Raw genomic sequence first — 26170 nt, forward strand, 5'->3', positions numbered from 1 at the left:
AAAACAGCTTCCAACCCCAAGTATATTACAATTCTACTTTAGCAACTGCTGTTTTAGCTGCAAGAGAACCTGTTTGTTCTAATTTAACTGATTTGAGGACATCACCATTTGTGAAGACAACCACTGTTGATGTTTTGCGTTCTGCTTCTCGAATAGCATCCAAGTCAGCTGTAACAAGAAGATCACCAGCAGCCACTTTTTGTCCTTCAGAGACATGAACGGTAAATGGTTTTCCTTCAAGACTTACTGTATCCAAACCAATATGAACAAGTACTTCAAGACCTGAGTCAGTGACAAGACCAAGAGCGTGTTTTGTTGGGAAGATACTTGATACAGTACCAGTAACTGGAGATACAATGTTACCATTTGCTGGTTCTACTGCAAATCCATCACCCATCATTTTTTGAGCAAAAACTGGATCTTCCACTTGTTCCAAAGCAACAACTTGACCGTCAGCTACTGAGTAAACTTCTTCAGTTACACCTTTGTAGTGTACAGTATTTTGTTGGTTTTCCGTCATTTGGCTTGGAAGAGTTTCAGGAATAATTTCACCTGAGTCAAGAATATCTTGGATATCAGATTTCAATACGTCAGCTTTTGGTCCGTAGATAGCTTGGACACCTTGTCCTTTCATGACAAGACCCATAGCTCCTTCTGCTTTCCATTGTTCCTCAGTACCAACGCGATCTGCATCTTTAACAGTTACACGAAGACGAGTCATACATGCATCCACATCTACGATATTTGCACGACCACCAAGAAGGTTAATGATATTTACGGCTTGAGAAGCTGCTGCAACTTTTGGAGTTCCAGGAGCTGCTTCTTCTGATGCTCCTTCAGCGGTTTCGTAGTTTCCGTTACGTCCTGGAGTTGCGTAGTTGAATTTCTTGATCATGAAGTTGGCAATGAAGTACATGATAACCGCAAAGAGAACAGTTACCCAGATAAAGTTAACGATATCCATACCAATACCAGCATTAATTGCCAATGGTGTACGAGTCAAGAATTCAATTGAACCGAATGAGTGGACACGAAGGTGAACAATATCTGCCATAGCAAAGGCAGCACCTTGAACTAGTGAGTATACAAGGTAAAGAGGAGTCGCGATGAACATGAACATGTACTCGATTGGTTCAGTAACCCCTGTCAAGAATGTTGCAAGAGCTGTTGCAATCATCATACCCTTGTATTGGTGTTTCTTGTCAGCATCAACATTGCGGTAGATAGCAACGATGACACCCATCAAGATACCAAATGAACCGATCATTTGTCCAACTTTGAAACGAGCTGGAGTGACTGTTGTAAGAAGGTGTTGGTATTGGTCAGCATTTGAACCTTTAAGGTTAACAAGGTCAGTTACCCATGCAAGCCAAAGTGGATCTTGACCAAATACTTGTGTTCCTTTTGCTGCACCAGTTAACACTTCGTATGTTCCACCAAGAGCTGTGTAGTTCATTGGGATTGTCAACATGTGGTGAAGACCGAATGGCAAGAGCAAACGTTCCAAAGTACCATACAAGAATGGTGCAAGGACTGGAGCAGTTTCTTGTGAGTTGGCAATCCAAATACCAAAGTTGTTGATACCTGTTTGAACTAATGGCCAAAAGGCAGCAAGTAGAATTGCAGCAATAGTTGAACGAAGAATAACGACGAATGGTACGAAACGTTTACCATTGAAGAATGAAAGGGCATCAGGAAGTTTACGGAAGTTGTAGTATTTGTTATAAGCTGTTGCTCCAACAAAACCAGAGATAATCCCTACGAAAACCCCCATGTTAAGCGCTGGTGCCTCAAGAACGCTGATAAAGTAGTCAGCAACCTTGATTGAACCACCAAAGAAGGTAGTAACCATTGCTTCAGGGTTTTTCAACATATCACCTGTAACACCAAAGATAGTACCTGTGATACGGTTAATCAAGATAAATGCAAGTCCGGCTGCAAATGCACCACCTGCACGTTCTTTTGCCCAGCTTCCCCCAATAGCAAGGGCAAACAAGATATGAAGGTTACCGATAACCCCCCAACCAATTTGCTCAAGGATTCCACCTGTAATCACTAGAGGAGCAAGGTTTGGGTCGATCATCACGATTGATTTACCGATTGAGATCATCAATCCCGCCGCTGGCATAACGGCGATAACCACCATTAAAGCCTTACCGAATTTTTGCCAAAATTCGAAAGACAAGACATTTTTGAATGTAGCTTTCATCATTCAAATCTCCTTTATTTTATTTAGGCAAACGTTTTACGAAAACGTTTGCATTTGGTTATGTATTAATTATACCACTTTTATTTTTTTTGTAAAGGCTTTTATAAAAAAATTGTCTATTTTTTTAATTTTTAAAAAGGAAAAAGAGAAGTTTACGAAAACTTCTCTTTTAAAAATGTATTATTTTTCTGATTTGTTCTGCAATTTGCATTTAAATCCAACTAGATCTTCAAGAATCGACGCATCGAAATCCCCGAACCAATTGAACCAATGAAAATTCCGATTATAAATAATAGGACTGTCATCAGAGGAATAAACACATCTGGCGTAATCATTGACAAGTTTTGACCTACCAAGGATTTATTGACCGATTGATAGACCATATTGTAAACAAAGAAAACAAGAACAGAAGGAATCGCTGCACCAAGCAAGCCAATAAAAGCACCTTCTAGCAAGAATGGACCACGGATATAGCCATTTCTCGCTCCTACCAGACGCATGATCTGAATCTCACGGCTACGTGAAATAATGGTGATACGGATGGTATTGGAAATGAGGAAGACTGCGATAAAAATCAAGAGCCCTGCAATAACCAATCCCCAAACACGAATAAAGGAAGCCAGTTCAAAAAGTCGTTGAGTGTTGGCTCCACCATCTTGAACTTCTGATACTCCCTCAATTTTCTTAGCTTCTTCAGCTACCGTTTTAACATCACTTGGAGAATTTGTATCAACGATATAAGCATCATAGAGAGGGTTTGCATCCCCTTCAAAGACCTTCCAATCGTCACCCATTGTTTCCGTCAGTTTTTCGTACTGTTCTTCTTTACTTGAGAAGGTAACACTCTTAACAGCAGGTATAGCTTTCAAAGCATCATAAACCTTGTGGTAGTCATTATTGGTAACTGTCTGACCTTCTTTTTCAATCGTTTCACTGTTATCAGCTACATCCTTACGAATGTATACCATGACCCGAACGTTGTTTTCAATATCGGTAGCCAGTTTTGCTGTATTAAAAATTACAGATGCAAACAGGGCAACGAGGGTCAAGGTAATCATAACCGAACTCACTGCTGCTACTGTCATCCAGCCATTTCGTTTTAAACTTTTTAATGATTCAAATAAATGGCGAAAAAATCTACTAATCATCGTATCCATATTCTCCTTTAGCTTCGTCACGAACGACACGGCCATTTTCAATGGCAATGACACGGTGGCGCAAGGTATTTACAATCTGGCTATTGTGAGTCGCCATCAAAACAGTAGTACCTTGGAGATTGATGCGTTCCAACAGATTCATAATTTCCCATGAATTATCTGGGTCCAAGTTTCCTGTTGGCTCATCGGCAATCAATACTTTAGGATTGTTGACAATCGCACGAGCAATCGCAATCCGTTGCTGCTCTCCACCTGAGAGTTCATTAGGGAAAGAGCGAACCTTATGTTTCAAACCAACCAGGTCCAATACTTCCATAACACGTTTTTTGATGTTGCGACGGCTCTCACCGATTACTTCCATTGCATAGGCAATATTCTCATAAACGGTCTTCTTAGGCAAAAGTTTGTAATCCTGAAAGACTACCCCGACACTACGACGTAGAAGCGGGACATCTTTCTTCTTAATTTTAACTAAATTAAAGCCTGCAACTGATAGGCTTCCTTTTTCGATCTTTACTTCTCGGTATAAAGCTCGAATAAAGGTTGACTTACCTGCCCCAGAAGGTCCTACGATATAGGCAAATTCTCCTGGTTCAATGGTAACAGATACACCACGCAGGGCAGTCGTTCCATTGTCATACTTTTTGACAACATCTCTCATTTCAATGATTGACATATGAGTTCCTTTCTATCTTAGCTGATTCGCCACTTGAGGTAGGCATCGATAAAACCATCAAGGTCTCCATCCATCACCTTATCTACCTGAGCAACTTCAAAGCTTGTACGGTGATCTTTTACCATAGTATAAGGTGTGAAAACATATGAACGGATTTGACTTCCCCAAGTGATTTCTTTTTTCTCACCTTTAAGGGAATCAACTTCCGCAGCTTTCTTTTCTTGCTCCATTTGATAGAGCTTAGCCTGCAACATCTTCATGGCACGATCTCTATTTCCATACTGGGTACGATCGACCGTTGATTGGACGACAGTTCCCGTAGGAATGTGTGTCAAACGCACACCTGTTGACACCTTATTGACGTTCTGTCCACCAGCACCACCTGAACGGAAGGTATCCATTTTGATATCATCTTCACGAATCTCCACTTCGATGGTATCATCCAACTCAGGCATAACCTCTACGGATGTAAATGAAGTATGGCGACGTTTGGCAGAGTCAAATGGCGAAATACGGACCAAACGGTGAACACCCATTTCTGATTTAAGTAGGCCGTATGCATTGGGACCTTCAAAAGACAAGGTCACAGACTTGATACCCGCTTCATCACCAGCCTGGTAATCCAATACTTCTACTTTAAAGCCTTTGGCATTTCCATAACGAGTATACATACGAAGCAACATATCGCCCCAGTCCTGAGCCTCAGTACCACCAGATCCTGGATGAATTTCCAAGATGGCATTATTATGGTCATAAGGTTCTGACAAGAGAAGTGTCATCTCGTAGCTGGTCATCATCTTATCCAGTTCTGTCAACTGTTCAACCAGTTCATCATGGACTGACTCATCTTCTGCTAAAAAGTCCAATAAAATCTCAACTTCATCCTGCAACTCTTCCATTTTACGGAAGGTGTTGTAGGTGTTTTTTAATTCATTTAATTCTTGCGACGTTTTTTGGGCCGCGATATTATCGTTCCAAAAATCAGGTTCTGTCATCTTGTTTTCCAAGATGGCAATCTCTTCCTCTAAACCTTCGAGGTCAAAGAGACCCCCTAAAAGAAGCTAATTTTTCACGATTTGCGTCAATTTTTTGACGAATTTCTGAAATGTCCATAGATACTCCTTTTCATATCGTTTTATTATACCATAATCTCTCATTTCTTTCCATATTTTGCTTTTCACCGCTTTTGATGGCAGAAGAAAAGAGGCTCTAAAGCCTCTTGTTTAAAGGACTTTAGCAGAGGTATGAGTGATCTCCTCCACTTGAATTCCTTCTTTTTCAAACTTTTCCTTTAATGAAGTCAAATCGATTTTTTCATCAATTTGAACTTCGATGACGACCTTACCATCCTTACGTGGAATGTTAACAGTATGGGAAATATTTAAATCCTCTCCTACAATTAAAGCTACAATTTTTCCCAGTACTCCGACTTCATTTTCTGTAATGAAACGAACACGAATCCCCTCTTCTCCGTACCCAGCGATTTCCAAGAAAGCCTGAAAAACATCGCGATCTGTAATGACGCCGTAGACCTGATGATTGTCTACGACTGGTAATATCCCAATCTTATTTTTCAGCATCAGGTAGGTCGCATCTTCTAAACTAGCATAGCCAGAAACAGTCACGACATCTCGAATCATGACATCTTTTACTTTGGTTTTATTCAGAAGATAATTCATCTCATAGATAGAGAGACTGGTTGCTTTAGATGGGCTGGCTTCCGCAATGGTTCCTTCTGTTACCAATCCGACTAATTGATCGTTTTCGATAACAGGTAAACGGTGCAAACCTTGCTCGCGCATCAAATCTGCTGCGTGTGCTACAGTCGTATCTGGACTGATATAAACTACCTTACGGGTCATGAAATCTTTAACTGCCATGAGACTTCTCCTTCTATATTGCTACTTTTATTATACACTTTCTTAGAAAATCTATCAAACGCTTTCATCTCTTTTTCAAGATTTTGAGTCTTTTACAAAAAAGAGCTCTAATTTAGAGCCCTATATTTGCAAGTTAGCAAACATTATTTATATTTCTTTCAGTTGTTAAGGATACTAGCAACTAGTATTGAAAACCTATTATCATCTCCGTCCGCAACCTAAACTAGTCTCCCAGACTAAAGGAGAATTGCTTACGTAATTCATATCCGCCGACTAAAACAATCCACTGGATCTGATGATTGCTACGCAATCCCTATCTGCCGACTAAAAAGGTCCCCCGGACCTTTTTAGCCACCTAGATATGCTTTTCTGACTTCATCGGATGCTGCGAGTTCTTTTCCTGTTCCTGATAGGACAATCTTTCCTGTTTCAAGGACATAACCACGGTCAGAGATAGCAAGAGCCTTGTTAGCGTTCTGTTCAATTAGGAGAACTGTTGTTCCTTGCTTCTGAATATCTTGAATGATATCAAAAATTTCCTGGATAAAGATTGGGGCAAGTCCCATTGACGGCTCATCCAGGAGAAGGAGCTTAGGTGTAGACATGAGAGCGCGTCCCATAGCCAGCATCTGCTGTTCACCACCTGAAAGAGTTGCCGCATCTTGGTTTTTACGCTCTTCAAGACGTGGGAAGCGTGAGAAAACTTTTTTCAAGTTGGCTTGATTTTCTTCACGATTTTTCTTTAAAAAGGCTCCCATTTCTAAGTTTTCCATAACAGTCAAACCTGGGAAAACATGGCGTCCCTCAGGAACTTGTGAAAGGCCACCTGCAACAATTTTTTGAGCTGGCAACTTTTGAATTTCTTTTCCTAAAAACTGAATTTTACCAGCACTTGGACGAACCAAACCTGAAAGGGTACGAAGAATGGTTGTTTTACCAGCACCATTAGCACCAATCAAGGAAACAACTTCACCTTCATTAACCTCGAAACTTACATCACGAACTGCTTGGATCATACCGTAATGCACAGAGAGGTTTTCAACTTTTAACATAGACATTAGGCTTCACCTCCTAGATAAGCTTCGATAACGCGTTTGTCGTTCTTGATCTCATCCGGAGTCCCATGAGCGATTAACCGACCATATTCAAGAACATAGATACGCTCAGTGACTTCCATAACCAAATTCATGTCGTGTTCGATGAGCATGATGGTAATTTTAAATTCATCTTTGATACGACGGATCAATTCTGTCAATTCAGCTGTTTCTTGAGGATTCATCCCAGCTGCAGGTTCATCCAAAAAGAGGATTTTAGGTTCTGTTGCCAGAGCACGAACGATTTCCAATCGACGTTGTTGGCCATAGGCTAGATTCTTCGCAAGAGTATCTGCGTCACCATCCAAATCAAAAATCTTCAGCAAGTCCAAAGCTTTACTTTTTAATTCTTCCTCATTCTTATAAAAAGCTGGTAGGCGTAGGAAGCTCGCAAGGACATGTTGTTTATGATGATTGCTAAATGCAATCAAAACATTTTCCAAAACTGTCAAGTCCTTGAACAAACGAATATTTTGGAAAGTACGACTGAGACCAAGTGAAGCAATCTTATAGGGAGTTTTCCCATTTAGGAGGTGACCATCTAGCGTCACAGTACCTTCGCTTGGTTCATAAACGCCAGTCAGGAGATTGAAAAGGGTTGTTTTACCAGCCCCGTTTGGTCCAATCAGACCAACCAACTCTCCCTCGTTCAATTCAAGAGTGACATCTCCAACAGCTGTTAGACCGCCAAAATGTTTGGTTAACTGTTTAACTTCAAGTAATGCCATTAATTTTGTCCCTCCTTCTTAGATTTTTTAAAGAAACGTGATAGACTCAATTCCCATGTCCCAAGAAGTCCACCTGGTCTGAAAATCATCACCAATACAAGAGCCAAGGCGTAGATGATCATACGTACGCTAGCTACATCTTGAAGGAGCATATTTAAAATTCCTAAAACAATCGCTGAAACGATGGTACCAGTAATCGATCCAAGTCCACCAAATACAACGATAATCAACACATTGATGGAATTAATAAAGGTGTAATCTTTTGGCACAACAGATCCGATAAAACCGGCCTGAAGTGAACCAGCAATACTTGCTGTAATGGCACCAAAGACAAAAGCGATAATTTTGATCTTTGTAGTGTTTACCCCAACGGACTCTGCAGCAATTTCATCCTCACGAACAGATAGAGTAGAGCGTCCAATTGGACTACGTAAGAAGTTGAGGGTTGCAATAGTTGTGATCACTACAAAAAGATACACCATTTGCCAGTTGGTAAAGTTTGGAATACCCAAGATACCAGCGGCACCGTTGGTCAAACTACCACCATTAATGATAAAGATACGAATGATTTCTGAAACACCTAGTGTCGCAACAGCCAGATAGTCACCCTTCAAACGGAGTGTTGGAATCCCAACGAACAAAGCGACTGCACCAGAAATCAAGGCGCCCAAGACCATTGCTCCAAAGAAGGCACCATAGGTTGGTGATTTTGAACCAATAATCGCTGCTGCATAAGCCCCAATCGCCATAAAACCCGCATGACCGAGTGAGAATTGTCCTGAAAAACCAACGATTAAGTTCAGACCTACTGCAAGGATGATATTAATCCCAATTTGTTCTAAAATTTGGACATGGAATAGATTAAGAACACCAGCAGAAACCAGTACACCAATCAATCCATAACCCGCTAACAGAAGGAATAACCAGAGAATATTTACTTTAAGATTTGTCTTCATTGTTTACACCTTCTCTTTCACATTCTTACCAAGGATACCTGCAGGACGAACAATCAGAATCAGAAGCAAGATTCCATATACGATAGCATCACGGAAATCAGACATACCAAAGGCAGTAGCAAATGTTTCCAACAAACCAATCACAAATCCCCCTAGAGCTGCACCAGGAATAATCCCGATACCACCCAGTACGGCCGCAACAAATGATTTTAGACCTGGAGTCACACCCATCAAAGGTTCAAGAGAGTTGTAGTAAAGGGCAATGAGGACACCTGCTGCACCAGCAAGGGCTGAACCCAAAGCAAAGGTAAAGCTGATTGTACGATTTACATTAATTCCCATCAATTGAGCTGCGTCACTATCAACTGATACCGCACGCATGGCTTTCCCCATTTTTGTTTTTTGGACGATCAATTGTAATAAAACCATCAAGAATACAGAAACTGCTAAAATCATCAATTGAACATTTGTCAAGCTAATTGGTCCCAAGTCAAAGCGGACTGTTTCAATTGCTTGAGGGAAGGCACGAGTATTGGCACCTACTAGATAAACCATTCCGTATTCCAGTAGGAAAGACACTCCGATGGCAGTAATCAAAACAGCAATACGTGTAGAATGTCGCAAAGGACGGTAGGCAAGAAACTCAATTACAACACCAAGTAGTGCAGTTCCAGCCATTGAAATAATTAAAGCTAAAAAGAAATCCATTTGGAAAGAATTAATCAAAAAGTAACCAATAAAGGCACCCATCATGTAAATATCGCCATGGGCGAAGTTGATGAGTTTGATAATTCCATAAACCATGGTATAACCCAGAGCCAAAAGTGCATAAACACTACCCAGAATTAGACCATTCACAAGTTGTTGGAGCATAGCATTCACTCTTTTCTATCGTTATTTTTTAGAAAATTTCATTATTTTCACAAGTTCATAAACACCGAAACAGGGAGTGAGTCAAAGGCTCATTCCCCATTTCAATTACTATTCTAATGTTATGGTTTTACAACTTCTGCTTCTTCAACTTTACCATTGTTCATGGTCATCATGTAAGCAGTTTTCACTGTATTGTGGTCAGCATCAAAGCTTGTTTGACCAGTTACACCATCAAAATCTTTGGTTTTAGCAAGGTTGTCCTTGATCTCACTTGAGTTTTTAGCACCTTTTGCAGCATTTGCTACTAGGTAAACTGAGTCATAGGCCAAAGCTGAGAATGTTGAAGGCTCTTCATTGTATTTAGCACGGTATGCTTCAAGGAAAGCTTTAGCTTTTGCAGAAACATCAACAGTAGTTGAGAATCCAGAGATGAAGTAAATGTTTGATGCTCTTTCAGCAGTTGCTTGTTGAACAAATTCTTCACCGTTAAATCCATCACCACCAATGATTGGTTTATCAATTCCCATACCACGAGCTTGGTTTACAATTTTACCAGCTTCTGTGTAGTAACCTGGAACAACGATAGCATCAAACTCTTTGTCTTTCATTTTAGTAAGGGCTGCTTGGAAGTCAGTATCACCTGCTACAAACGTTTCATCAGCTACAATCTCACCCTTGTAGGCTTCGCGGAAAGATTTAGCAATACCTTTAGCATAGTCACTAGCGTTGTCAGTATAAAGAACAACCTTCTTAGCATTCAATTTGTTTGTTACATAGTTAGAAATAATCTTCCCTTGGAAGCTATCTTGGAATGTTCCGATAAATAGGTAATCTTGACCTTTAGTCAAACCGTCTTGAGTAGCACTTGGTGAAATCAATGGCACTCCAGCTTTAGTAGCGTTAGCTACAGCTGCAGCAGTTGCACCAGATGTCGCAGGTCCTACAATAGCTGCTACTTTTGATTGGGTAACAAGGTTTGTAGTAACAGAGGCTGCTTCAGCAGTTTCTGACTTGTTGTCTTTGTCCACAACTTCGATTTGTTTTCCATCAATTCCACCTGCAGCGTTGATTTCGTCTACAGCAAGTTGGGCACCTTTTTGTTCAGCTGTACCGTAAGCTGCAACAGCACCTGTCTCTTCAAAGTTAAAACCGATTTTAATTGTTTTTTCGTCTACTGGATTTCCAGTTGTGTTTGACGCTCCTGACTTGACCTCTCCACAGGCAGCAAGAAGAGCCACACTAGCAAGAGCCACAAAAGATAGGGCAAATTTTTTCTTCATTTTTAATCTCCTTATAGTTGTTGCAAAAATTGTATGTTAAGAATATACCGAATTATCAGAAAATTGTCAATGTATTTGTTTAACTTTTTTAAATGATAACGTTTTCTTCAGTCCGATAGAGATTCCCAACGAAGGGAGTTTCTAGCTCTTGAATATGGCAACGTCTAATTTTCTTGATATATCTTTCCTTACCTAATCTCTCAACTAAGTCATCTAGTTCCTCAGTTGGAACATAGAGCTGCAAGTAACGATGTTTTTTGGAATGGTAACAGATATCACCGTATTCCAAAAGTTTTTTTGCGTCTCGATTATAGTAGAGATAGATGATTAATCCTGATCGATTTGTTTTTTCAAACATGAGGGATCCTCTTTCTAAGAAATCTTCTCCTATTATATCAAAAAAAGCAAACTCCGTCGAGTTTGCTTTCTAGGTTGCTTAGCTTAAAGAGTTATTGGCCATGATTTCATCGATAAAGCCATATTCAAGTGTTTCTTGGGCACTCATCCAGTAATCACGTTCTGCATCTGCATGAATTTGCTCAACTGATTTACCAGAGTTATCTGCAAGGATTTGCTCCAAAGTCTTACGAGTTTTGAGCAAGTGCTCTGCAGCGATTGCCATATCGGTTTGTTGGGTACCACCACCTGTACCACCCATTGGTTGGTGAATCATGTACTCTGCATTTGGAAGCATGAAACGTTTGCCTTTTGCGCCACTTGATGCGATAACAGTACCCATAGATGCTGCCATCCCCATAACGATAGTTTGGACATCTGCCTTTATAAAGTTCATAGTATCAACAATTGCCAAACCAGCTGAAACAGAGCCTCCAGGTGTGTTGACATAAAGGTAAATATCTTTTGTGCTATCTTGGGCATCCAAGAAAAGTAATTGGGCGATAACGGAGTTGGCCATATTGTCTTCAACAGGACCTGTTAGCATGATGATGCGGTCTTTCAGAAGACGAGAGTAAATATCATAGGAACGTTCTCCACGGCTTGTTTGTTCAATAACTACAGGAATCATTCATTTCTCCTTTTAATGTTGAATTTTCTTAGTCTTACGACTCAATACAGAACTATTATATCTTTTTGGTCAAAAAAGGTCAAATTTTTGCTCTATTCTCTAAACAGAAACAAAAACTCAACCTCCTTTCAAGTCAAAAACGAACTTCTAGTTTCAATATTTACTTTGGAATTTTATTTAGTACCAAACAAGCGGTCTCCAGCATCTCCAAGACCTGGAACGATATAGCCGTGTTCGTTCAAGCGTTCATCCAAGGCCGCAGTAAAGATTTCTACATCTGGGTGTGCTTCTTGAAGGGCTTTCACTCCTTCTGGAGCAGATACTAGGCAGACAAACTTGATATTTGAAGCGCCACGTTTTTTAAGCGAATCTACTGCCAAGATTGCTGAGCCACCTGTTGCCAACATTGGATCAACGACAAAAATTTGACGTTGGTCAATATCCTCAGGCAATTTCACCAAGTATTCAACTGGTTGAAGGGTTTCTTCATCACGGTACATACCTATATGACCAACTTTGGCTGCCGGAACCAAGCTCAAGAGGCCATCTACCATCCCGATACCTGCACGCAAGATTGGGACAATCGCCAATTTTTTACCAGCCAATTGTTTTTGAACGGTCTTTGTGATAGGTGTTTCGATTTCAACATCTTCAAGTGGAAGATCACGAAGTACTTCATATCCCATCAACATTGCGATCTCATCTACTAGTTCACGGAAAGCTTTTGTGGAAGTGTCTGTACGACGCAAGATAGACAACTTGTGTTGAATGAGTGGATGATTAATGACTTCAATTTTTCCCATTTTCTGAGTTCCTTCTTTCAATTTATTCTTCTTATTATATCAAAAAACGGTTTAAAAAGCTTTCTAAACCATTTATTTTAATTAATTTTTAAAGCAAATCTGCCTCTTGAAGAGCTGTCTGAACAATCTCTAATGGTAAATGGGTCAACTCGGTGCCTTTTTCTTGATAAAGGTACTGGGCATAGTCATCCATTCGGTACTGGTTGATATAAACCACGCGCTTACAACCAACTTGTAGCAGTTGTTTGGTGCAGTTCAGACAAGGGAAATGGGTCACATAGGCTGTAAATCCTCTAGGAACCCCTCGTTCAGCCCCCTGGAGAATAGCATTGACCTCAGCGTGAAGGGTACGGACACAGTGACCTTCAATGACTAAACAGTCGTGATCGATACAGTGCTCCGTTCCTGATACGGAACCATTGTAGCCTGTTGAAATCACCTTATTATCCTTGACTAGAACAGCTCCCACCTTGGCGCGTTTGCAGGTCGAACGATTGGCAATCAGTAAAGCCTGGGCTGCAAAGTACTCATCCCAAGCCAGTCTTTTTTCTGTCATAATTCTTCTCCTTATCCCCTATTTTTTGAAAAATGGCAAGCGTAAATCTGCAATCTTTTCAGCCGGAACCTTCATGCCATCCTTGATCCATTTGAGCAGAACCGATACGATGGCAGAACTCCAAAAGGAATGAAGGTAGCTGCTGACACCTTTTGATTTTCCGTGGTATTTTTCCAGAAATTCCTGCATGGCTTGGACAAAAATCTTTTCCAAGTGGTAGTCCAGAGCAAGTTGGATAACCTTGGCTTCTTTCTTGGCTGCGCGGAAAAGGTGTACCCAGACCAGATAAAGGTCTGTTTTGACATCGTAGTGGCTCAACTGTTCCATAATGTTATGGACACTGCGTTTAAAGACGCTTTCCAAAATTTCTTCTTTAGAGTCATAGTTACGATAGAAGGCGGCACGAGAGACGCCCGCTCGTTTGACCAGCTCCGAAATGCTGATCTTGGCCAAATCTTTTTTCTCTAGAAGTTGCAAAAGAGCCGTCTCGATTGCTTCTCTGGTTAAAAAATTGGATTCTTGATTTGATTTTCTGAGATTTTCAAGAGATTTTTCAGATATTTTACGTTCAGACATAACAATTTCTTTCTACTTGTGACAACAGAGAGGTGGTACTTTTGTTTCAAGGGCTTTCATGATATAATTGTAAAAAAAGACAGAACCTTTGTCAATGTATAAGTGACAAAGATGGAGAATTTCTATGACTTGGAAGATTGTAGCTGACTCTGGTTGTGATTATCGTCAACTGCCTACTCTTGCTATCGATACTGAATTTGTGAGTGTTCCTTTAACCATTCAAGTAGCTGATCAGGTCTTTATTGATGATGCCAATCTCGACATTAACCACATGATGGAAACCATGTATGCGACTTCTGAGGCTTCAAAATCAGCCTGTCCTAGCCCTGATGATTACCTGCGTGCATTTGAAGGTGCTAAGCATATCTTTGTCGTTACCATTACTGGTACTCTTTCAGGTAGCCATAATAGTGCACAGCTCGCTAAGAATATCTATCTTGAAGAACACCCTGACACTCAGATTCATGTGATTGATAGTTTATCTGCTGGTGGGGAAGTTGACCTAATTGTCGAAAAAATCAATGACTTGATTGATCAAGGACTTTCTTTTGAGAAAATTGTTGAAGCTATTACTGCCTACCAAGAAAAAACGAAGTTGCTCTTTGTCCTCGCTAAGGTTGATAACTTGGTAAAAAATGGTCGTTTAAGCAAGCTTATCGGTACAGTTGTTGGTCTTCTCAACATCCGTATGGTCGGAGAGGCGAGTAATACTGGAACACTAGAACTGCTCCAAAAGGCTCGTGGACCAAAAAAATCCCTTCAAGCAGCCTATGAAGAAGTCATCAAGGCTGGCTATGCTGGTGGCCGTATCGTCATGGCTCATCGCAGCAATGAAAAATTCTGTCAGCAATTGTCAGAACGCTTGCAGGAAACCTTCCCACAAGCCAATATCAAAATCATTCCTACGTCTGGTCTCTGCAGTTTCTATGCAGAAGATGGCGGCTTGTTGATGGGATATGAAATTAACTAAGATTATGAGCAACAAGAGATGCCAAGAATCTCTTGTTTTTTGTGGTACAATAGAGCTATGAAACATTTTGATACTATTGTCATCGGTGGAGGACCTGCGGGCATGATGGCTACCATTTCCAGTAGCTTTTATGGTCAGAAAACTCTTCTCATCGAAAAAAATCGGAAACTTGGCAAAAAATTAGCTGGAACAGGTGGGGGACGTTGCAATGTGACTAACAACGGTAGTCTAGATGACCTACTAGCTGGCATCCCTGGAAATGGACGCTTTCTATACAGTGTCTTTTCCCAGTTTGATAACCATGATATCATCAACTTTTTCACGGAAAATGGTGTTAAGCTTAAGGTCGAGGACCACGGACGTGTCTTTCCTGCTACTAACAAATCTCGAACCATTATTGAAGCCTTAGAAAAGAAAATCACTGAGCTAGGAGGTCAAGTTGCTACTCAAACAGAAATTGTTTCGGTTAAAAAGATAGACGACCAGTTTGTCCTTAAGTCCGCAGACCAAAGCTTCACTTGTAATAAACTGATTGTTACAACTGGTGGTAAATCCTATCCTTCTACTGGTTCGACTGGTTTTGGACATGAGATTGCCCGTCATTTTAAGCATACCATTACTGAGCTTGAGGCTGCTGAGAGTCCTTTGTTGACTGATTTCCCACACAAAGCGCTTCAGGGGATTTCACTAGACGATGTGACCTTAAGCTATGGCAAACATGTTATCACTCATGATTTGCTCTTTACCCACTTTGGTTTGTCAGGACCTGCTGCTCTGCGCATGTCTAGTTTTGTCAAGGGTGGAGAGGTTCTCTCGCTAGATGTTTTGCCTCAACTTTCTGAGAAGGACTTGACTGCATTTCTAGAAGAAAATCGGGAAAAATCCTTGAAAAATGCTTTAAAAACTTTGCTTCCAGAACGCTTGGCAGAATTTCTTGTGCAAGGCTATCCTGAAAAAGTCAAACAACTGACTGAAAAGGAACGCGAACAACTTCTCCAGTCCATCAAGGCCCTCAGAATCCCTGTGACTGGCAAAATGTCTCTTGCCAAATCCTTTGTCACCAAAGGAGGCGTCAGTCTTAAGGAAATCAATCCTAAAACCCTTGAAAGTAAGCTGGTACCTGGTCTTCACTTTGCTGGTGAGGTACTGGATATCAACGCCCACACAGGTGGCTTTAACATCACTTCTGCCCTCTGTACCGGCTGGGTGGCAGGAAGTCTGCATTATGATTAAAGATCAAAGGTTGTAAAAAATGAATAGAAGAGAATCAGTTGAATTTGTCAACATGTGTATGATTCAAAACGGAGACAAGGTTCTGGTCCAAGACAGAGTTAGCCCTGACTGGCCTGGTATTACTTTTCCTGGCGGGCATGTTGAACGTGGCGAATCCTTTGTCGAAGCTGTCATTCGTGAAGTGAAAGAAGAAACTGGTCTGACCATTTCCAAACCCCAACTCTGTGGTATCAAAAACTGGTATGATGACAAGGATTATCGTTATGTCGTCCTTTTTTACAAGACAAAACACTTTACTGGTGAACTCCAGTCTTCATACGAAGGGAAGGTTTGGTGGGAAGATTTTGACAATCTATCTCATCTAAAACTTGCTACTGATGATATGTTTGATATGCTTCGTGTTTTTTTAGAAGAGAATCTCAGTGAATTCTTTTACTATAAAGACGGTGACGACTGGCTTTATGACTTGAAGTAAAAAATAGGCTAGGAAATTCCTAGCCTATTTATTCTGCATTTGTCTGAACGTAAGCAGCAATGACATCTGATGTGTATTGAGCTGTACCAGGTCCAAACTTGTCAATGTTTTCCTTAAACTCTGGGTTGTAGACGTAGCCTTTGCCGATATGACCGAATACCTCAATAGAACAGTCAAATCCATAAGTACGAATAGCTTGCAAGAGTTTGGCTGCTTCTTCTTGGTTTTCGACCGCTGTTGCAGCTAGCCCATTTTTAAGGTTTTGTGCCAAGGCTTGAAAAACTTGGTTGAAGGCGGCTGTAGCCTCATCTTCGCGACCTTTTTGGCGCTCGAGAGCCTGGCCCATGACTTCTTGTCCATACTTCTCTACCGCTTCTTGGTGGTATTTTTGATTGTCTTGATAGCTAAATCCAGTAAATTTTTCCTCAATCGTCATTTTTCTTTCTCCTTTTTGTTCTTGAATGGTTTTTTGCAAGGTGGAAATCAAGGTATCTAGATGTTGCCTTTCTCGAGTCAAATAGTCCAACTGTCTAGTCAAGTGAGGCAACAAATCTGATCTATCTTCCTTTAATAGCTCTGCTATTTTTTCTAAAGAAAAACCTAGATATTTGTAGTAAAGAATGACTTGAAGGCGTTCCAAATCCTCTTGACTGTAAGTTCGATAGCCGTTTTCCGACTTTAAGGGGACCAAGAGTCCTATCTTGTCATAGTGGTGCAGGGTCTTGACAGAGACACCTGAAAGCTGCGCAGCTTCTTTTATATGGTACATGATTTCCTCCTTACATAGATAGTATAAACCCTCTCCTTAGGTCAGAGTCAAGTGTTTTTGCGAAAAATTTTTAACTTTTTGAGAAAGGTGTGAAAACTTGAAAATGGTTTTCTTGACAGACCTTAGAAAACATGATAGGATAGTCAAGTCTATCAATCAAACAGAAGGCTCGTAAAGAGCCATTGAGGGAAGGCTATTTGACAACTCAAGTAGCCTTTTCTTATTTTAAAAAACGAGATTGGAGTTTCAACTATGTCAGAAAAATCACAATGGGGATCGAAACTAGGCTTTATTCTAGCATCTGCTGGCTCAGCCATCGGGCTTGGTGCCGTTTGGAAGTTTCCCTATATGACTGCTGCTAATGGCGGAGGAGGCTTTTTGTTGGTCTTTCTCATTTCCACTATTTTAATCGGTTTCCCGCTCCTGCTTGCTGAATTTGCCCTTGGTCGTAGTGCTGGCGTTTCCGCTATCAAAACCTTTGGAAAACTGGGCAACAATAGCAAATACAATTTTATTGGTTGGATTGGTGCCTTTGCCCTCTTTATCCTCCTATCCTTTTACAGTGTCATTGGAGGATGGATTCTAGTCTATCTAGGCATTGAGTTTGGAAAATTGTTCCAACTTAGCGGAACGGGTGATTATGCTCAGTTATTTACTTCAATCATTTCAAATCCAGCCATTGCCCTAGGAGCTCAAGCTGCCTTTATCTTATTGAATATCTTTATTGTATCACGTGGGGTCCAAAAAGGGATCGAAAGAGCTTCGAAAGTCATGATGCCCCTGCTCTTTATCATTTTTGTCGTGATCATTGGGCGCTCTCTCAGTTTGCCAAATGCCATGGAAGGCGTTCTCTACTTCCTCAAACCAGACTTTTCAAAACTGACCAGTGCTGGTCTCCTCTATGCTCTGGGACAATCTTTCTTTGCCCTCTCACTAGGGGTTACAGCCATGCTGACCTATGCGTCTTACTTGGACAAAAAAACCAATCTGGTCCAGTCAGGGATCTCCATCGTAGCCATGAATATCTCGGTATCCATCATGGCAGGTTTAGCCATTTTCCCTGCTATGTCAGCCTTCAACATCCAGTCTGAAGGGGGACCTAGCTTGCTCTTTATCGTCTTACCTCAACTCTTTGACAAGATGCCCTTTGGAACCATTTTCTACATTCTTTTCCTCTTGCTCTTCCTCTTTGCGACGGTTACTTCTTCTGTCGTTATGCTGGAAATCAATGTGGGGAATATCACCAATCAGGACAACAGCAAGCGGGCTAAGTGGAGTGCCATTTTAGGAATCTTGACCTTTGTCTTTGGAATTCCTTCAGCCCTTTCTTACGGTGTTATGGCGGATGTTCACATTTTTGGGAAGACCTTCTTTGATGCTATGGACTTCTTGGTTTCCAACCTCCTCATGCCATTTGGGGCTCTCTGTCTGTCTCTTTTTACTGGCTATATCTTTAAAAAGGCCCTTGCCATGGAGGAACTGCATCTTGATGAAAGAGCATGGAAACAAGGACTTTTCCAAGTCTGGCTTTTCCTCCTTCGTTTCATCATTCCAATCATCATCATCGTGGTCTTTATCGCCCAATTTATGTAATCAAAAAGGACTTGAGTATCAATCTCAAGCCCTTTATTTTATGTTTTATGGATGGCTAACAATCAATTCCAAACCTTGCCCTTCCAAGGTCCAAGTTTCAACATCACTTGGTAGGATAAAGTGGCTCCCTTTTTGAATCGGATAGTTTTTTCCATCAACAGTGAGGTGACCTTGACCAGCTAAGACACTCAACAAGCTGTAGTCAACTGTCTTTTCAAAGTCAACTTTTCCAGTGATTTCCCACTTGTAAACGGCGAAGAAGTCATTAGACACCAGAAGAGTTGAACGCAAATCATCAGCTTTGATAGTTACAGGACGGCTATTGGCAGGCTCTCCAATGTTTAAAACATCGATAGATTTTTCAAGGTGAAGTTCACGCAAGTTACCCTTGTCATCCTTACGGTCAAAGTCATAGACACGATAGGTGGTATCGCTAGACTGCTGGGTTTCAAGAATCAAGATACCTGCTCCAATAGCGTGCATGGTTCCGCTTGGTACATAGAAGAAATCACCAGCCTTGACAGAGACTTTTGTTAATAGACCATCCCAGTCTTTAGCTTCGATTTGCTGGCGAAGTTCTTCTTTTGATTTGGCATTGTGGCCATAGATAATCTCTGATCCTTCATCTGCAGCGATGATATACCAGCATTCTGTTTTTCCAAGTTCGCCTTCATGCTCTAGTCCATAGGCATCGTCTGGGTGAACTTGGACACTGAGCCAGTCGTTGGCATCGAGAATCTTAGTCAAAAGCGGAAATACTGGTTCTGGACGGTTGCCAAACAATTCACGGTGTTCCGCATACAAAGTTGCTAGATCTATCCCCTCGTAGCGACCATTGGCTACCTTAGAAACTCCATTTGGATGAGCTGAGATAGCCCAGTATTCTCCGATTTTTTCACTTGGAATGTCGTAGCCAAACTCATCACGAAGTTTGGTGCCTCCCCAGATTTTTTCTTGCATAACTGATTTTAAAAATAATGGTTCTGACATCTTATTCTCCTGTCTGTTTTTCTCACTTCATTATAGCAAAAAGCCAGGTCTAATTGAACTCTTTTTTACATCTTATAAAGTAGAGAGAAGATTTTATAAAAATAGTAACGAAATAATCTTTTACTTTATGGAGGAACCTCTAAAGCAGCACTCAGATAGCTCGCTGTCAACGGCTGTTTTCCTCAACTCTCATTAGACTTCCTTTACTTGAGAATCTATTTTTATGTACAAAAAAGACTGAAACTAGTCTTATTTTTAAATCAAAGCTGTGATAGCCGTTACTAGGCCAAAAACGATACCCGGTGCATTAGCAGCCGCAAGGGGAATATCTCTTTCTTTTTTGAAAAGACCGTAGTAAACCCATAGACTACAGTTGATGGCTGCGACTAAGGGTTGGATGAAGTTTCCTTTTTGACCGGCCAAGTTGTTCATGATTTGTGGGAAGTAAGAGACATACATCATAACGGACATGAAGGTCGCTACCCAACCCAAAATTTTCATTTGTTTTTCAGACATTTTCCAAAACCTCTTTCATTTTTTATGAATCATATTTTATAATCTTTTTTCAAAACAATCAAGACTTTGAAGCTTTTGTTATGAAGATGTAAACTATCACAATCTTGTGATAAGAAAGAGGAAACAGAAAAAGACCGGATTGCTCCGATCTTTTAATAATTCGCATTCTCAATTTCTGTTTTAAAAATAGCTAAGGTTAACGTCAAATGACTACGCGCCCTATTTCATACGATAAAAATCAATCACTAAACCAGCAGGGCCTTTAACTAGTAGCGATTCCGTTCCCCAATCGGTTACAGCTGGTCCGTGTAAAATCTCGACACCAAGCTCTTTCAACCGTTGGTAGTTCTGGTCTACATCCTCAACCTCGATATGAAGAATGATTCCTGACTGAAAGTTTTCCAAAGGAACCAAATGATTTTGAGACAACATGAGACAATGACTGCCAATCGTAAACTGAGCAAAACCGTCATCAACATAGTCTGCCTTTTTATCCAAAATACGCTCCAAGTCAGCACAGACTTGAGGGACATCTGAAACAATAATATCTAATTGATTTAAATTCATTTACTATCCTCCAGAAAAAGACCGGATTGCTCCGATCTTTTCAAGTTCGACTCTAGAAAATCAAAGAATAAAATCTACAAAGTTTACATTTGATTTTCGATGAGAGAAATTATTTGATTGCGCGTGATTGCAATCCTTCTTCTTCCAAGAAGAGACGGAATGGTACGAGTTCTTCTGCTTCGTATTTTTCCTTGAAGGCTTTCATAGCTTCTTCTGAGTGAAGTTTTGGATCGAGTTCAAGTACTTCTACTGGAAGCGGACGGTGTTGAGTGATGCGGGCATCGATAACAACTGTCTTACCTTCTTTGTTGAGTTTTACAGCTTCTGCAACGACTGCGTCGATGTCTTCGATACGGTCAACTGTAAATCCAACAGCTCCTTGAGCTTCAGCGATTTTCGCATAGTCAGCATTAGGGAAGTCACAACCAAACAAGTGTTTGTTTGTGTCTTCGTATTTGTCCTTGATGAAGGCATATTTACCATTTGAGAAGACAACATTGATAACTGGAAGGTCGTATTGAACGTTTGTGATAACGTCTGGGTAGCACATGTTGAATGCACCGTCACCCATGATGTTCCATACTTGGCGATCTGGATTGTCTTTCTTAGCAGCGATACCACCAGGAAGGGCAATACCCATTGTCGCAAAGAGTGGAGATGTACGCCACATGTTCTTAGGTGTCATGTGAAGGTGACGAGTAGATGTTTGAGTAGTGTCACCTACGTCGATTGAGTAGATAGCGTCTTGGTCAGCATGTTTATTGATAGCATTGTAAACTTGGTACAATTGCAATTCACCCTCAGTTTTACCTTCGAGTTTGTTCATGTAATCGCGCCAGTTTTGGTTGTTCTTCACATTGGCACGCCACCATGGAGTAGACTCAACTGCATCTACCTTGTCAAGGATAGCTTTAGCTGCCTGACCTGCATCTCCAAGGATAGAAGCATCAAGGGCATGGCGCTTACCAAGTTTGTAGGGGTCGATGTCCACTTGGATGAATTTTTCAGTATTCTTAAATGCTTCGTAAACTTCAGCAAATGGGAAGTTTGAACCAAGGAAAAGAACTGTGTCTGCTTCGAAGACCACTTCGTTGGCTGGTTTCCAACCAACACGGTAAGCAGAACCTGTCAAACCTTCGTAGTTCCACTCAAAAGCTTCAAAGTTTTTACCAGTTGTGATGATTGGTGCTTTGATTTTACGTGACAATTCAGTAATCACTTCACCAGCTTTTACACCACCGTAACCAGCGTAGATAACTGGACGTTCAGCATTGTTCAAGATTTCAACAGCTTTGTCGATTTCAACTTCGTTCAAGGCAGGAGCGATGAATGAACGTTCGTATGAACCTGAACCGTAGTATGAGTTTTCATCGATTTCTTGGAAACCAAAGTTTACTGGGATTTCAACAACAGCTGGGCCTTTTTTAGAAACTGCAGCACGGCAAGCTTCGTCAATAACTTTTGGCAGTTGTTCAGCGTAAGCTACACGTTTGTTGTAAACAGCGATACCGTTGTACATTGGGTTTTGGTTCAATTCTTGGAAGGCATCCATGTTGAGTTCGTTAACTGGACGTGATCCAAGAATAGCAAGGAATGGAGTGTTATCCATAGCTGCATCGTAAACACCGTTAATCAAGTGAGTCGCACCTGGACCACCTGAACCAACTGCAACCCCGATTGAGCCACCGAATTTAGCTTGCATAACCGCAGCAAGAGCACCTGTTTCTTCGTGGCGAACTTGCAAGAAGCGGATATCTTTGTCTTCAGCCAAAGCGTCCATCAATGAGCTGAGTGTTCCTGATGGGATACCGTAGATTGTGTCTACGCCCCATGTTTTCAATACGTTGAGCATTGCTGCAGATGCAGTAATTTTCCCTTGAGTCATAATGATAACTCTCCTTCAAATATTTTTAAAACTTGATAAATCCGTTTTCATATACTAATTGGAAACGTTTCAGCAAATTTTTACTCTACTACTTTACCACATTTGTTTTGGGTCTCCTAAGAATGTGCTCAGAAGTTTTTATTCTCTATTACAGTACAGTTCGAAAGCGTTTTTTAGAACTGTTTTATAATACTCAATGAAAATTAAAGAGCACACTAGGAAACTAGCCACAAGTTGCTCAAAACACAGATTTGAGTTTGAAGATAAAGTTGACGTGGTTTGAATAGATTTTCGAAGAGTATAAAAAGCGAGCAAGCCCGCTTTTTAGTCTATCTTAGTAACATTGAGCATGAGTGAACTAATCAAAACAGATACAGAACTAAAGGCCATGGCTAGACCAGCCAGTTCTGGATTGAGAACGAGACCAATTCCTGAAAAAACTCCTGCTGCAATCGGAATACCAATGAGGTTATAGATAGAAGCCCAGAAAAGATTGAGTAGAATACGATTAAAGGTCTTCTTACTCATATCAAAAGCACGTGCCAATCCTAGTAAATTGTTGGTTGTAAGGACAAGATCTGCGGATTCAATGGCAATATCTGTCCCAGAGCCCATGGCAATTCCGACATCCGCTACACTGAGGGCTGGCGCATCATTGATGCCATCTCCAACAAAGGCAAGTTTACCATTCTTTTGAAGCTTGTGAATTTCATGTGCCTTTTCCTCTGGCAAGACATTTGCAATCACTTCTTCAATTCCAATTTGCTCTGCAATCGCATGCGCTACTCCAGCATTATCTCCGGTAAGCATGACCGTTCTAAGACCACGTTTTTTCAATTTAGCAATAGCTTCTCGAGCATTTTCCTTAGGGACATCCTGCAAGGCAATTAAGCCTTTTAACTGACCATCCACGGATAGGAAGACAACTGTTTTTGCTTCTTTCTCAAGCAAATCAAATCGTTCTTGATAATCATGTGGAATAGCAAGGTCAGCTAAGAGCTTAGCATTCCCCAGCAAGACTTGTTTACCATTAATAATCCCAGTCACACCTTTTCCATGCAAGGCTTGGAAGTTTTCCACTGGGTAAAGGCTAATTCCTAGTTCAGATGCACGATTAACAATAGCTTGAGCTAGCGGGTGTTGAGATACATCTTCCAGTGAAGCAGCCAAGCTGATCACTTCTCCTTCATCTCCGACAACATCTGTCACTACTGGCTTCCCTTCGGTCAAGGTTCCTGTCTTATCAAAAACAACCGTTTGGACTTTTTGGATTTCCTGTAGAACTGTACCATTTTTGAGAAGAACCCCCATCTTGGCACTTCGTCCTGTTCCAACCATGAGTGCTGTCGGTGTCGCGAGTCCTAGTGCACAAGGACAGGCAATTATCAAAACTGCTACTCCATAAAGAAGAGAAGTCACAAAGCTATCTCCAAGTAAAACAAACCAGACCCAAAAAGTAAGAAGTCCTAAAATGACAACTGCTGGTACAAAAATCCCAGAAATCTTGTCGGTCAAATCTTGAATAGGAGCACGACTCGTTTGCGCTTTCTTCACAAAGTCCACAATCTGAGCCAACATAGTCTCAGAACCAACTTTTTCAGCTCTAAAGATGATCGTACCACTATTATTGATGGTTGAACCAATGACAGTATCACCGGCAGACTTATCTACTGGAATACTTTCCCCAGTCACCATTGACTCATCAATACTAGTTTCACCTTCTAAAACAATACCATCAACGGCAATTTTTTCACCTGGTCGAACGCGAATGAGATCCCCAACTTTGACTTGTTCTAGAGGTATTTGAACATAAACATCATCACGCAAAACCTCTGCTGTTTTTGCTTGTAGGTCTAATAATTTTTCGACTGCCTGCGAAGTATTTTTTCGCATTTTTTCCTCAAAAACTGCTCCCAAAAGAATGAAGAAGAGGATAAATGCAGCACTTTCAAAGTAAACGGGCAGACCAGTGAAGAGGGCAACTAAGCTATAGAAATAGGCCACTAGGGTTCCCAGAGCAACCAAGGTATCCATGTTGGAATTGTGCTTTTTAAAACTAGCCCAGGCGCTTCTGATATATGGAACTCCAGCTACCAGCATAATGGGAGTTGTGGCTAAAAAGGTGCCCCAACGCATGACTTGGTGACTAATTCCTCCTGTAGACATCCCAATCATAAGAATCACAAGAGGCACAGTAAAGACACTAGTAATCCAAAAACGTTGTAAAAGTGATAGAGATTTTCGAGTCTTCTCAACTACGGTATAACTCCCCTTTTGCATCTTCATGCCACATGAAAATTCATGCTCACCCAATTCTTGAGGAGTAAAGCGAATGACTTTCTCCTCATCTACGCCGATTGGTTCTAGGATCCCTTCTTCTTCGAAGAGAACTTCTTTATAACAGTTTGATGGTGTCACACGATGAAAGGTAATCTCAGCAGGAATCCCTTTTTGCAGTTGAATGTGGGCTGGATGGTAGCCTTTGTCTGCCGTGATACGGATTTTTTGAACACCATTTTCAAGACTTGCTTTTACAATTTCAGTCATAATATTCTCCTATTCTACAATCATCTTACCGTGCATCATATTCATGCCACAAGAGAAACCATACTCACCTGCTTCTTCAGGTGTGATTTCAACCACATATTGGTCTCCCATAGGCAGATCTGCATGCACTCCAAAGTCTGGAAAAACGATTTGATCCAAGCAAGGTGAAGGATCTTTTCGATCAAAAATAATGCGAGCAGGTTGCGATTTTTTGAGGATAATGGTTTCTGGAGTATATCCTCCCATGACCTCCACTCGAATTTCTTGATAGCCATTCTTTTGCTGAGCTCTCTTAGCATCTTCTTGCGGTTTTTTGAAAAACCAAAAGAGGATAAAAGCAATCATTCCTAAAACAACAATAGATACAAATAGATTTAACATAGCGTCTCCTTTACATACAATTACATCTTACTTCTGTTACAGCGCTTGATTTCTTCTTAGAAATCACTTCTTCCAAGCCTTCCAAGTCAGCCAGAGTAAAATCACATTCAGCAATCAAATCAGCCAACAAGTTCTTAATCCTACGAGAACAAACCTTGTCCTTGATATCTTGGACAAGTAAATCCCGACTTTGGTCCAAAGTTAAAAGGGCTGAATAAATAAAGGACTTGCCCTCTTTTTTCCGAGTTAAACACTCTTTCTCAACCAGACGAGCCAAAAGAGTCTGAACCGTGGACTTGGACCAGTCAAACCGTTCCGCCAGAACCCTGATCAAATCCGTACTGGTCTGCTCCCCCTGCATCCAAATAATCTTCATGACCTGCCATTCTGCATCTGAAATCTGCATAATCACACCTCCTAAATCTACAT

The 26170-nt window shown here is 40.9% G+C and carries 27 protein-coding genes; 4 read left to right on the plus strand and 23 right to left on the minus strand.

All coding sequences use genetic code 11. The annotated features are described in order from the left end of the window. Nucleotides 1-25 precede the first annotated feature (25 nt). The 15 genes from HMPREF1115_RS10465 to HMPREF1115_RS10535 all read right to left on the minus strand — a co-directional run bounded on the left by HMPREF1115_RS10465 (nt 26) and on the right by HMPREF1115_RS10535 (nt 13815). Complete coding sequence (locus tag HMPREF1115_RS10465) at nt 26-2212, minus strand: PTS transporter subunit IIBC (protein WP_000973827.1); 2187 nt, start codon at nt 2210-2212, stop codon at nt 26-28. 218 nt (nt 2213-2430) lie between these two features. Beyond that, nucleotides 2431-3357, minus strand: coding sequence for a permease-like cell division protein FtsX (ftsX, locus tag HMPREF1115_RS10470; protein ID WP_000625554.1), 927 nt, complete (start codon nt 3355-3357; stop codon nt 2431-2433). Then, nucleotides 3350-4042 (minus strand): cell division ATP-binding protein FtsE, encoded by a 693-nt coding sequence (ftsE, locus tag HMPREF1115_RS10475; protein WP_000022272.1) that lies wholly within the window; start codon nt 4040-4042, stop codon nt 3350-3352. Before ftsE ends, ftsX begins: the two co-directional genes overlap by 8 nt. Nucleotides 4043-4059: 17 nt before the next feature. Beyond that, nucleotides 4060-5155 (minus strand): peptide chain release factor 2 gene (gene prfB / locus HMPREF1115_RS10480; RefSeq protein ID WP_096753628.1). Its coding sequence is split into 2 segments (ribosomal slippage): nt 4060-5082 and nt 5084-5155, totalling 1095 coding nucleotides; the frame shifts between segments, so codons are not numbered across the junction. Between the two features lie 110 nt (nt 5156-5265). Continuing rightward, nucleotides 5266-5922, minus strand: coding sequence for a CBS domain-containing protein (locus tag HMPREF1115_RS10485; RefSeq protein WP_000268647.1), 657 nt, complete (start codon nt 5920-5922; stop codon nt 5266-5268). Between the two features lie 347 nt (nt 5923-6269). Further along, a complete protein-coding gene (locus tag HMPREF1115_RS10490; RefSeq protein ID WP_000062207.1) occupies nt 6270-6980 on the minus strand; it encodes an ABC transporter ATP-binding protein in 711 nt (236 codons plus the stop codon). Beyond that, the gene (locus tag HMPREF1115_RS10495) at nt 6980-7744 is read right to left on the minus strand and encodes an ABC transporter ATP-binding protein (protein WP_001186013.1); all 765 of its coding nucleotides are present in this window, start codon (nt 7742-7744) and stop codon (nt 6980-6982) included. Before HMPREF1115_RS10495 ends, HMPREF1115_RS10490 begins: the two co-directional genes overlap by 1 nt. Next, nucleotides 7744-8700, minus strand: a complete 957-nt coding sequence (locus tag HMPREF1115_RS10500) for a branched-chain amino acid ABC transporter permease (RefSeq protein ID WP_000856252.1) — start codon at nt 8698-8700, stop codon at nt 7744-7746. The genes HMPREF1115_RS10495 and HMPREF1115_RS10500 overlap by 1 nt, the downstream gene beginning before the upstream one ends. A 3-nt stretch (nt 8701-8703) precedes the next feature. After that, on the minus strand, nt 8704-9573 hold the full coding sequence (locus HMPREF1115_RS10505) for a branched-chain amino acid ABC transporter permease (protein ID WP_000941411.1): 870 nt from the start codon (nt 9571-9573) through the stop codon (nt 8704-8706). A gap of 119 nt (nt 9574-9692) precedes the next feature. Continuing rightward, a complete protein-coding gene (locus tag HMPREF1115_RS10510; RefSeq protein ID WP_000726129.1) occupies nt 9693-10853 on the minus strand; it encodes an ABC transporter substrate-binding protein in 1161 nt (386 codons plus the stop codon). A gap of 88 nt (nt 10854-10941) precedes the next feature. Continuing rightward, nucleotides 10942-11211, minus strand: coding sequence for a YlbG family protein (locus HMPREF1115_RS10515; protein WP_000462105.1), 270 nt, complete (start codon nt 11209-11211; stop codon nt 10942-10944). Between the two features lie 78 nt (nt 11212-11289). After that, a complete protein-coding gene (gene clpP, locus HMPREF1115_RS10520) occupies nt 11290-11880 on the minus strand; it encodes an ATP-dependent Clp protease proteolytic subunit ClpP (RefSeq protein ID WP_000613467.1) in 591 nt (196 codons plus the stop codon). Between the two features lie 173 nt (nt 11881-12053). Continuing rightward, on the minus strand, nt 12054-12683 hold the full coding sequence (gene upp, locus HMPREF1115_RS10525) for a uracil phosphoribosyltransferase (RefSeq protein WP_000515974.1): 630 nt from the start codon (nt 12681-12683) through the stop codon (nt 12054-12056). An 88-nt stretch (nt 12684-12771) separates the two neighbouring features. Continuing rightward, nucleotides 12772-13239 (minus strand): deoxycytidylate deaminase, encoded by a 468-nt coding sequence (locus HMPREF1115_RS10530; RefSeq protein WP_000136983.1) that lies wholly within the window; start codon nt 13237-13239, stop codon nt 12772-12774. Nucleotides 13240-13257: 18 nt separating this feature from the next. Then, a complete protein-coding gene (locus tag HMPREF1115_RS10535; protein ID WP_000003897.1) occupies nt 13258-13815 on the minus strand; it encodes a TetR/AcrR family transcriptional regulator in 558 nt (185 codons plus the stop codon). A gap of 124 nt (nt 13816-13939) precedes the next feature. On the opposite strand from HMPREF1115_RS10535, the gene HMPREF1115_RS10540 reads away from it, so the two are divergent. Genes HMPREF1115_RS10540 through HMPREF1115_RS10550 form a run of 3 tightly spaced genes read left to right on the plus strand, consistent with a single transcriptional unit; the run spans nt 13940 to nt 16493 of the window. Continuing rightward, complete coding sequence (locus HMPREF1115_RS10540; RefSeq protein ID WP_000219957.1) at nt 13940-14785, plus strand: DegV family protein; 846 nt, start codon at nt 13940-13942, stop codon at nt 14783-14785. Between the two features lie 57 nt (nt 14786-14842). Then, nucleotides 14843-16018, plus strand: coding sequence for a BaiN/RdsA family NAD(P)/FAD-dependent oxidoreductase (locus HMPREF1115_RS10545; protein ID WP_025171021.1), 1176 nt, complete (start codon nt 14843-14845; stop codon nt 16016-16018). 19 nt (nt 16019-16037) lie between these two features. After that, a complete protein-coding gene (locus HMPREF1115_RS10550) occupies nt 16038-16493 on the plus strand; it encodes an 8-oxo-dGTP diphosphatase (RefSeq protein ID WP_002882568.1) in 456 nt (151 codons plus the stop codon). A 28-nt stretch (nt 16494-16521) separates the two neighbouring features. On the opposite strand, the gene HMPREF1115_RS10555 is transcribed toward HMPREF1115_RS10550, so the two are convergent. Beyond that, nucleotides 16522-17262: a MerR family transcriptional regulator gene (locus tag HMPREF1115_RS10555; protein ID WP_000274770.1), complete on the minus strand. Its 741-nt coding sequence runs from the start codon at nt 17260-17262 to the stop codon at nt 16522-16524. Nucleotides 17263-17514: 252 nt separating this feature from the next. Here HMPREF1115_RS10555 and HMPREF1115_RS10560 point away from each other — a divergent pair, with 252 nt between their 5' ends. Next, nucleotides 17515-18855 carry a sodium-dependent transporter gene (locus tag HMPREF1115_RS10560; protein WP_002882569.1) on the plus strand — a complete coding sequence of 447 codons (1341 nt, stop codon included), beginning with the start codon at nt 17515-17517 and terminating at the stop codon, nt 18853-18855. Between the two features lie 45 nt (nt 18856-18900). Here the strand turns inward: HMPREF1115_RS10560 and manA are convergent, their stop codons facing one another. The 7 genes from manA to HMPREF1115_RS10600 all read right to left on the minus strand — a co-directional run bounded on the left by manA (nt 18901) and on the right by HMPREF1115_RS10600 (nt 26147). Further along, entirely contained in the window at nt 18901-19845 is a 945-nt protein-coding gene (manA, locus tag HMPREF1115_RS10565; RefSeq protein WP_001294269.1) for a mannose-6-phosphate isomerase, class I, read from the minus strand. 255 nt (nt 19846-20100) lie between these two features. Next, nucleotides 20101-20361 (minus strand): SemiSWEET family transporter, encoded by a 261-nt coding sequence (locus HMPREF1115_RS10570; protein ID WP_001291473.1) that lies wholly within the window; start codon nt 20359-20361, stop codon nt 20101-20103. A gap of 219 nt (nt 20362-20580) precedes the next feature. Further along, nucleotides 20581-20928 carry a VOC family protein gene (locus HMPREF1115_RS10575; RefSeq protein WP_001052635.1) on the minus strand — a complete coding sequence of 116 codons (348 nt, stop codon included), beginning with the start codon at nt 20926-20928 and terminating at the stop codon, nt 20581-20583. 109 nt (nt 20929-21037) lie between these two features. Further along, on the minus strand, nt 21038-22813 hold the full coding sequence (spxB, locus tag HMPREF1115_RS10580; protein ID WP_000191802.1) for a pyruvate oxidase: 1776 nt from the start codon (nt 22811-22813) through the stop codon (nt 21038-21040). Between the two features lie 324 nt (nt 22814-23137). Then, nucleotides 23138-25360: a heavy metal translocating P-type ATPase gene (locus tag HMPREF1115_RS10590; RefSeq protein WP_000136343.1), complete on the minus strand. Its 2223-nt coding sequence runs from the start codon at nt 25358-25360 to the stop codon at nt 23138-23140. 9 nt (nt 25361-25369) lie between these two features. Continuing rightward, entirely contained in the window at nt 25370-25741 is a 372-nt protein-coding gene (locus HMPREF1115_RS10595; protein WP_000933322.1) for a cupredoxin domain-containing protein, read from the minus strand. Nucleotides 25742-25751: 10 nt separating this feature from the next. Continuing rightward, on the minus strand, nt 25752-26147 hold the full coding sequence (locus HMPREF1115_RS10600) for a CopY/TcrY family copper transport repressor (RefSeq protein ID WP_001167213.1): 396 nt from the start codon (nt 26145-26147) through the stop codon (nt 25752-25754). Nucleotides 26148-26170: the final 23 nt, after the last annotated feature.

The sequence above is a fragment of the Streptococcus oralis SK610 genome, from assembly GCF_000257455.1.
Lineage (GTDB): Bacteria > Bacillota > Bacilli > Lactobacillales > Streptococcaceae > Streptococcus > Streptococcus oralis_CB.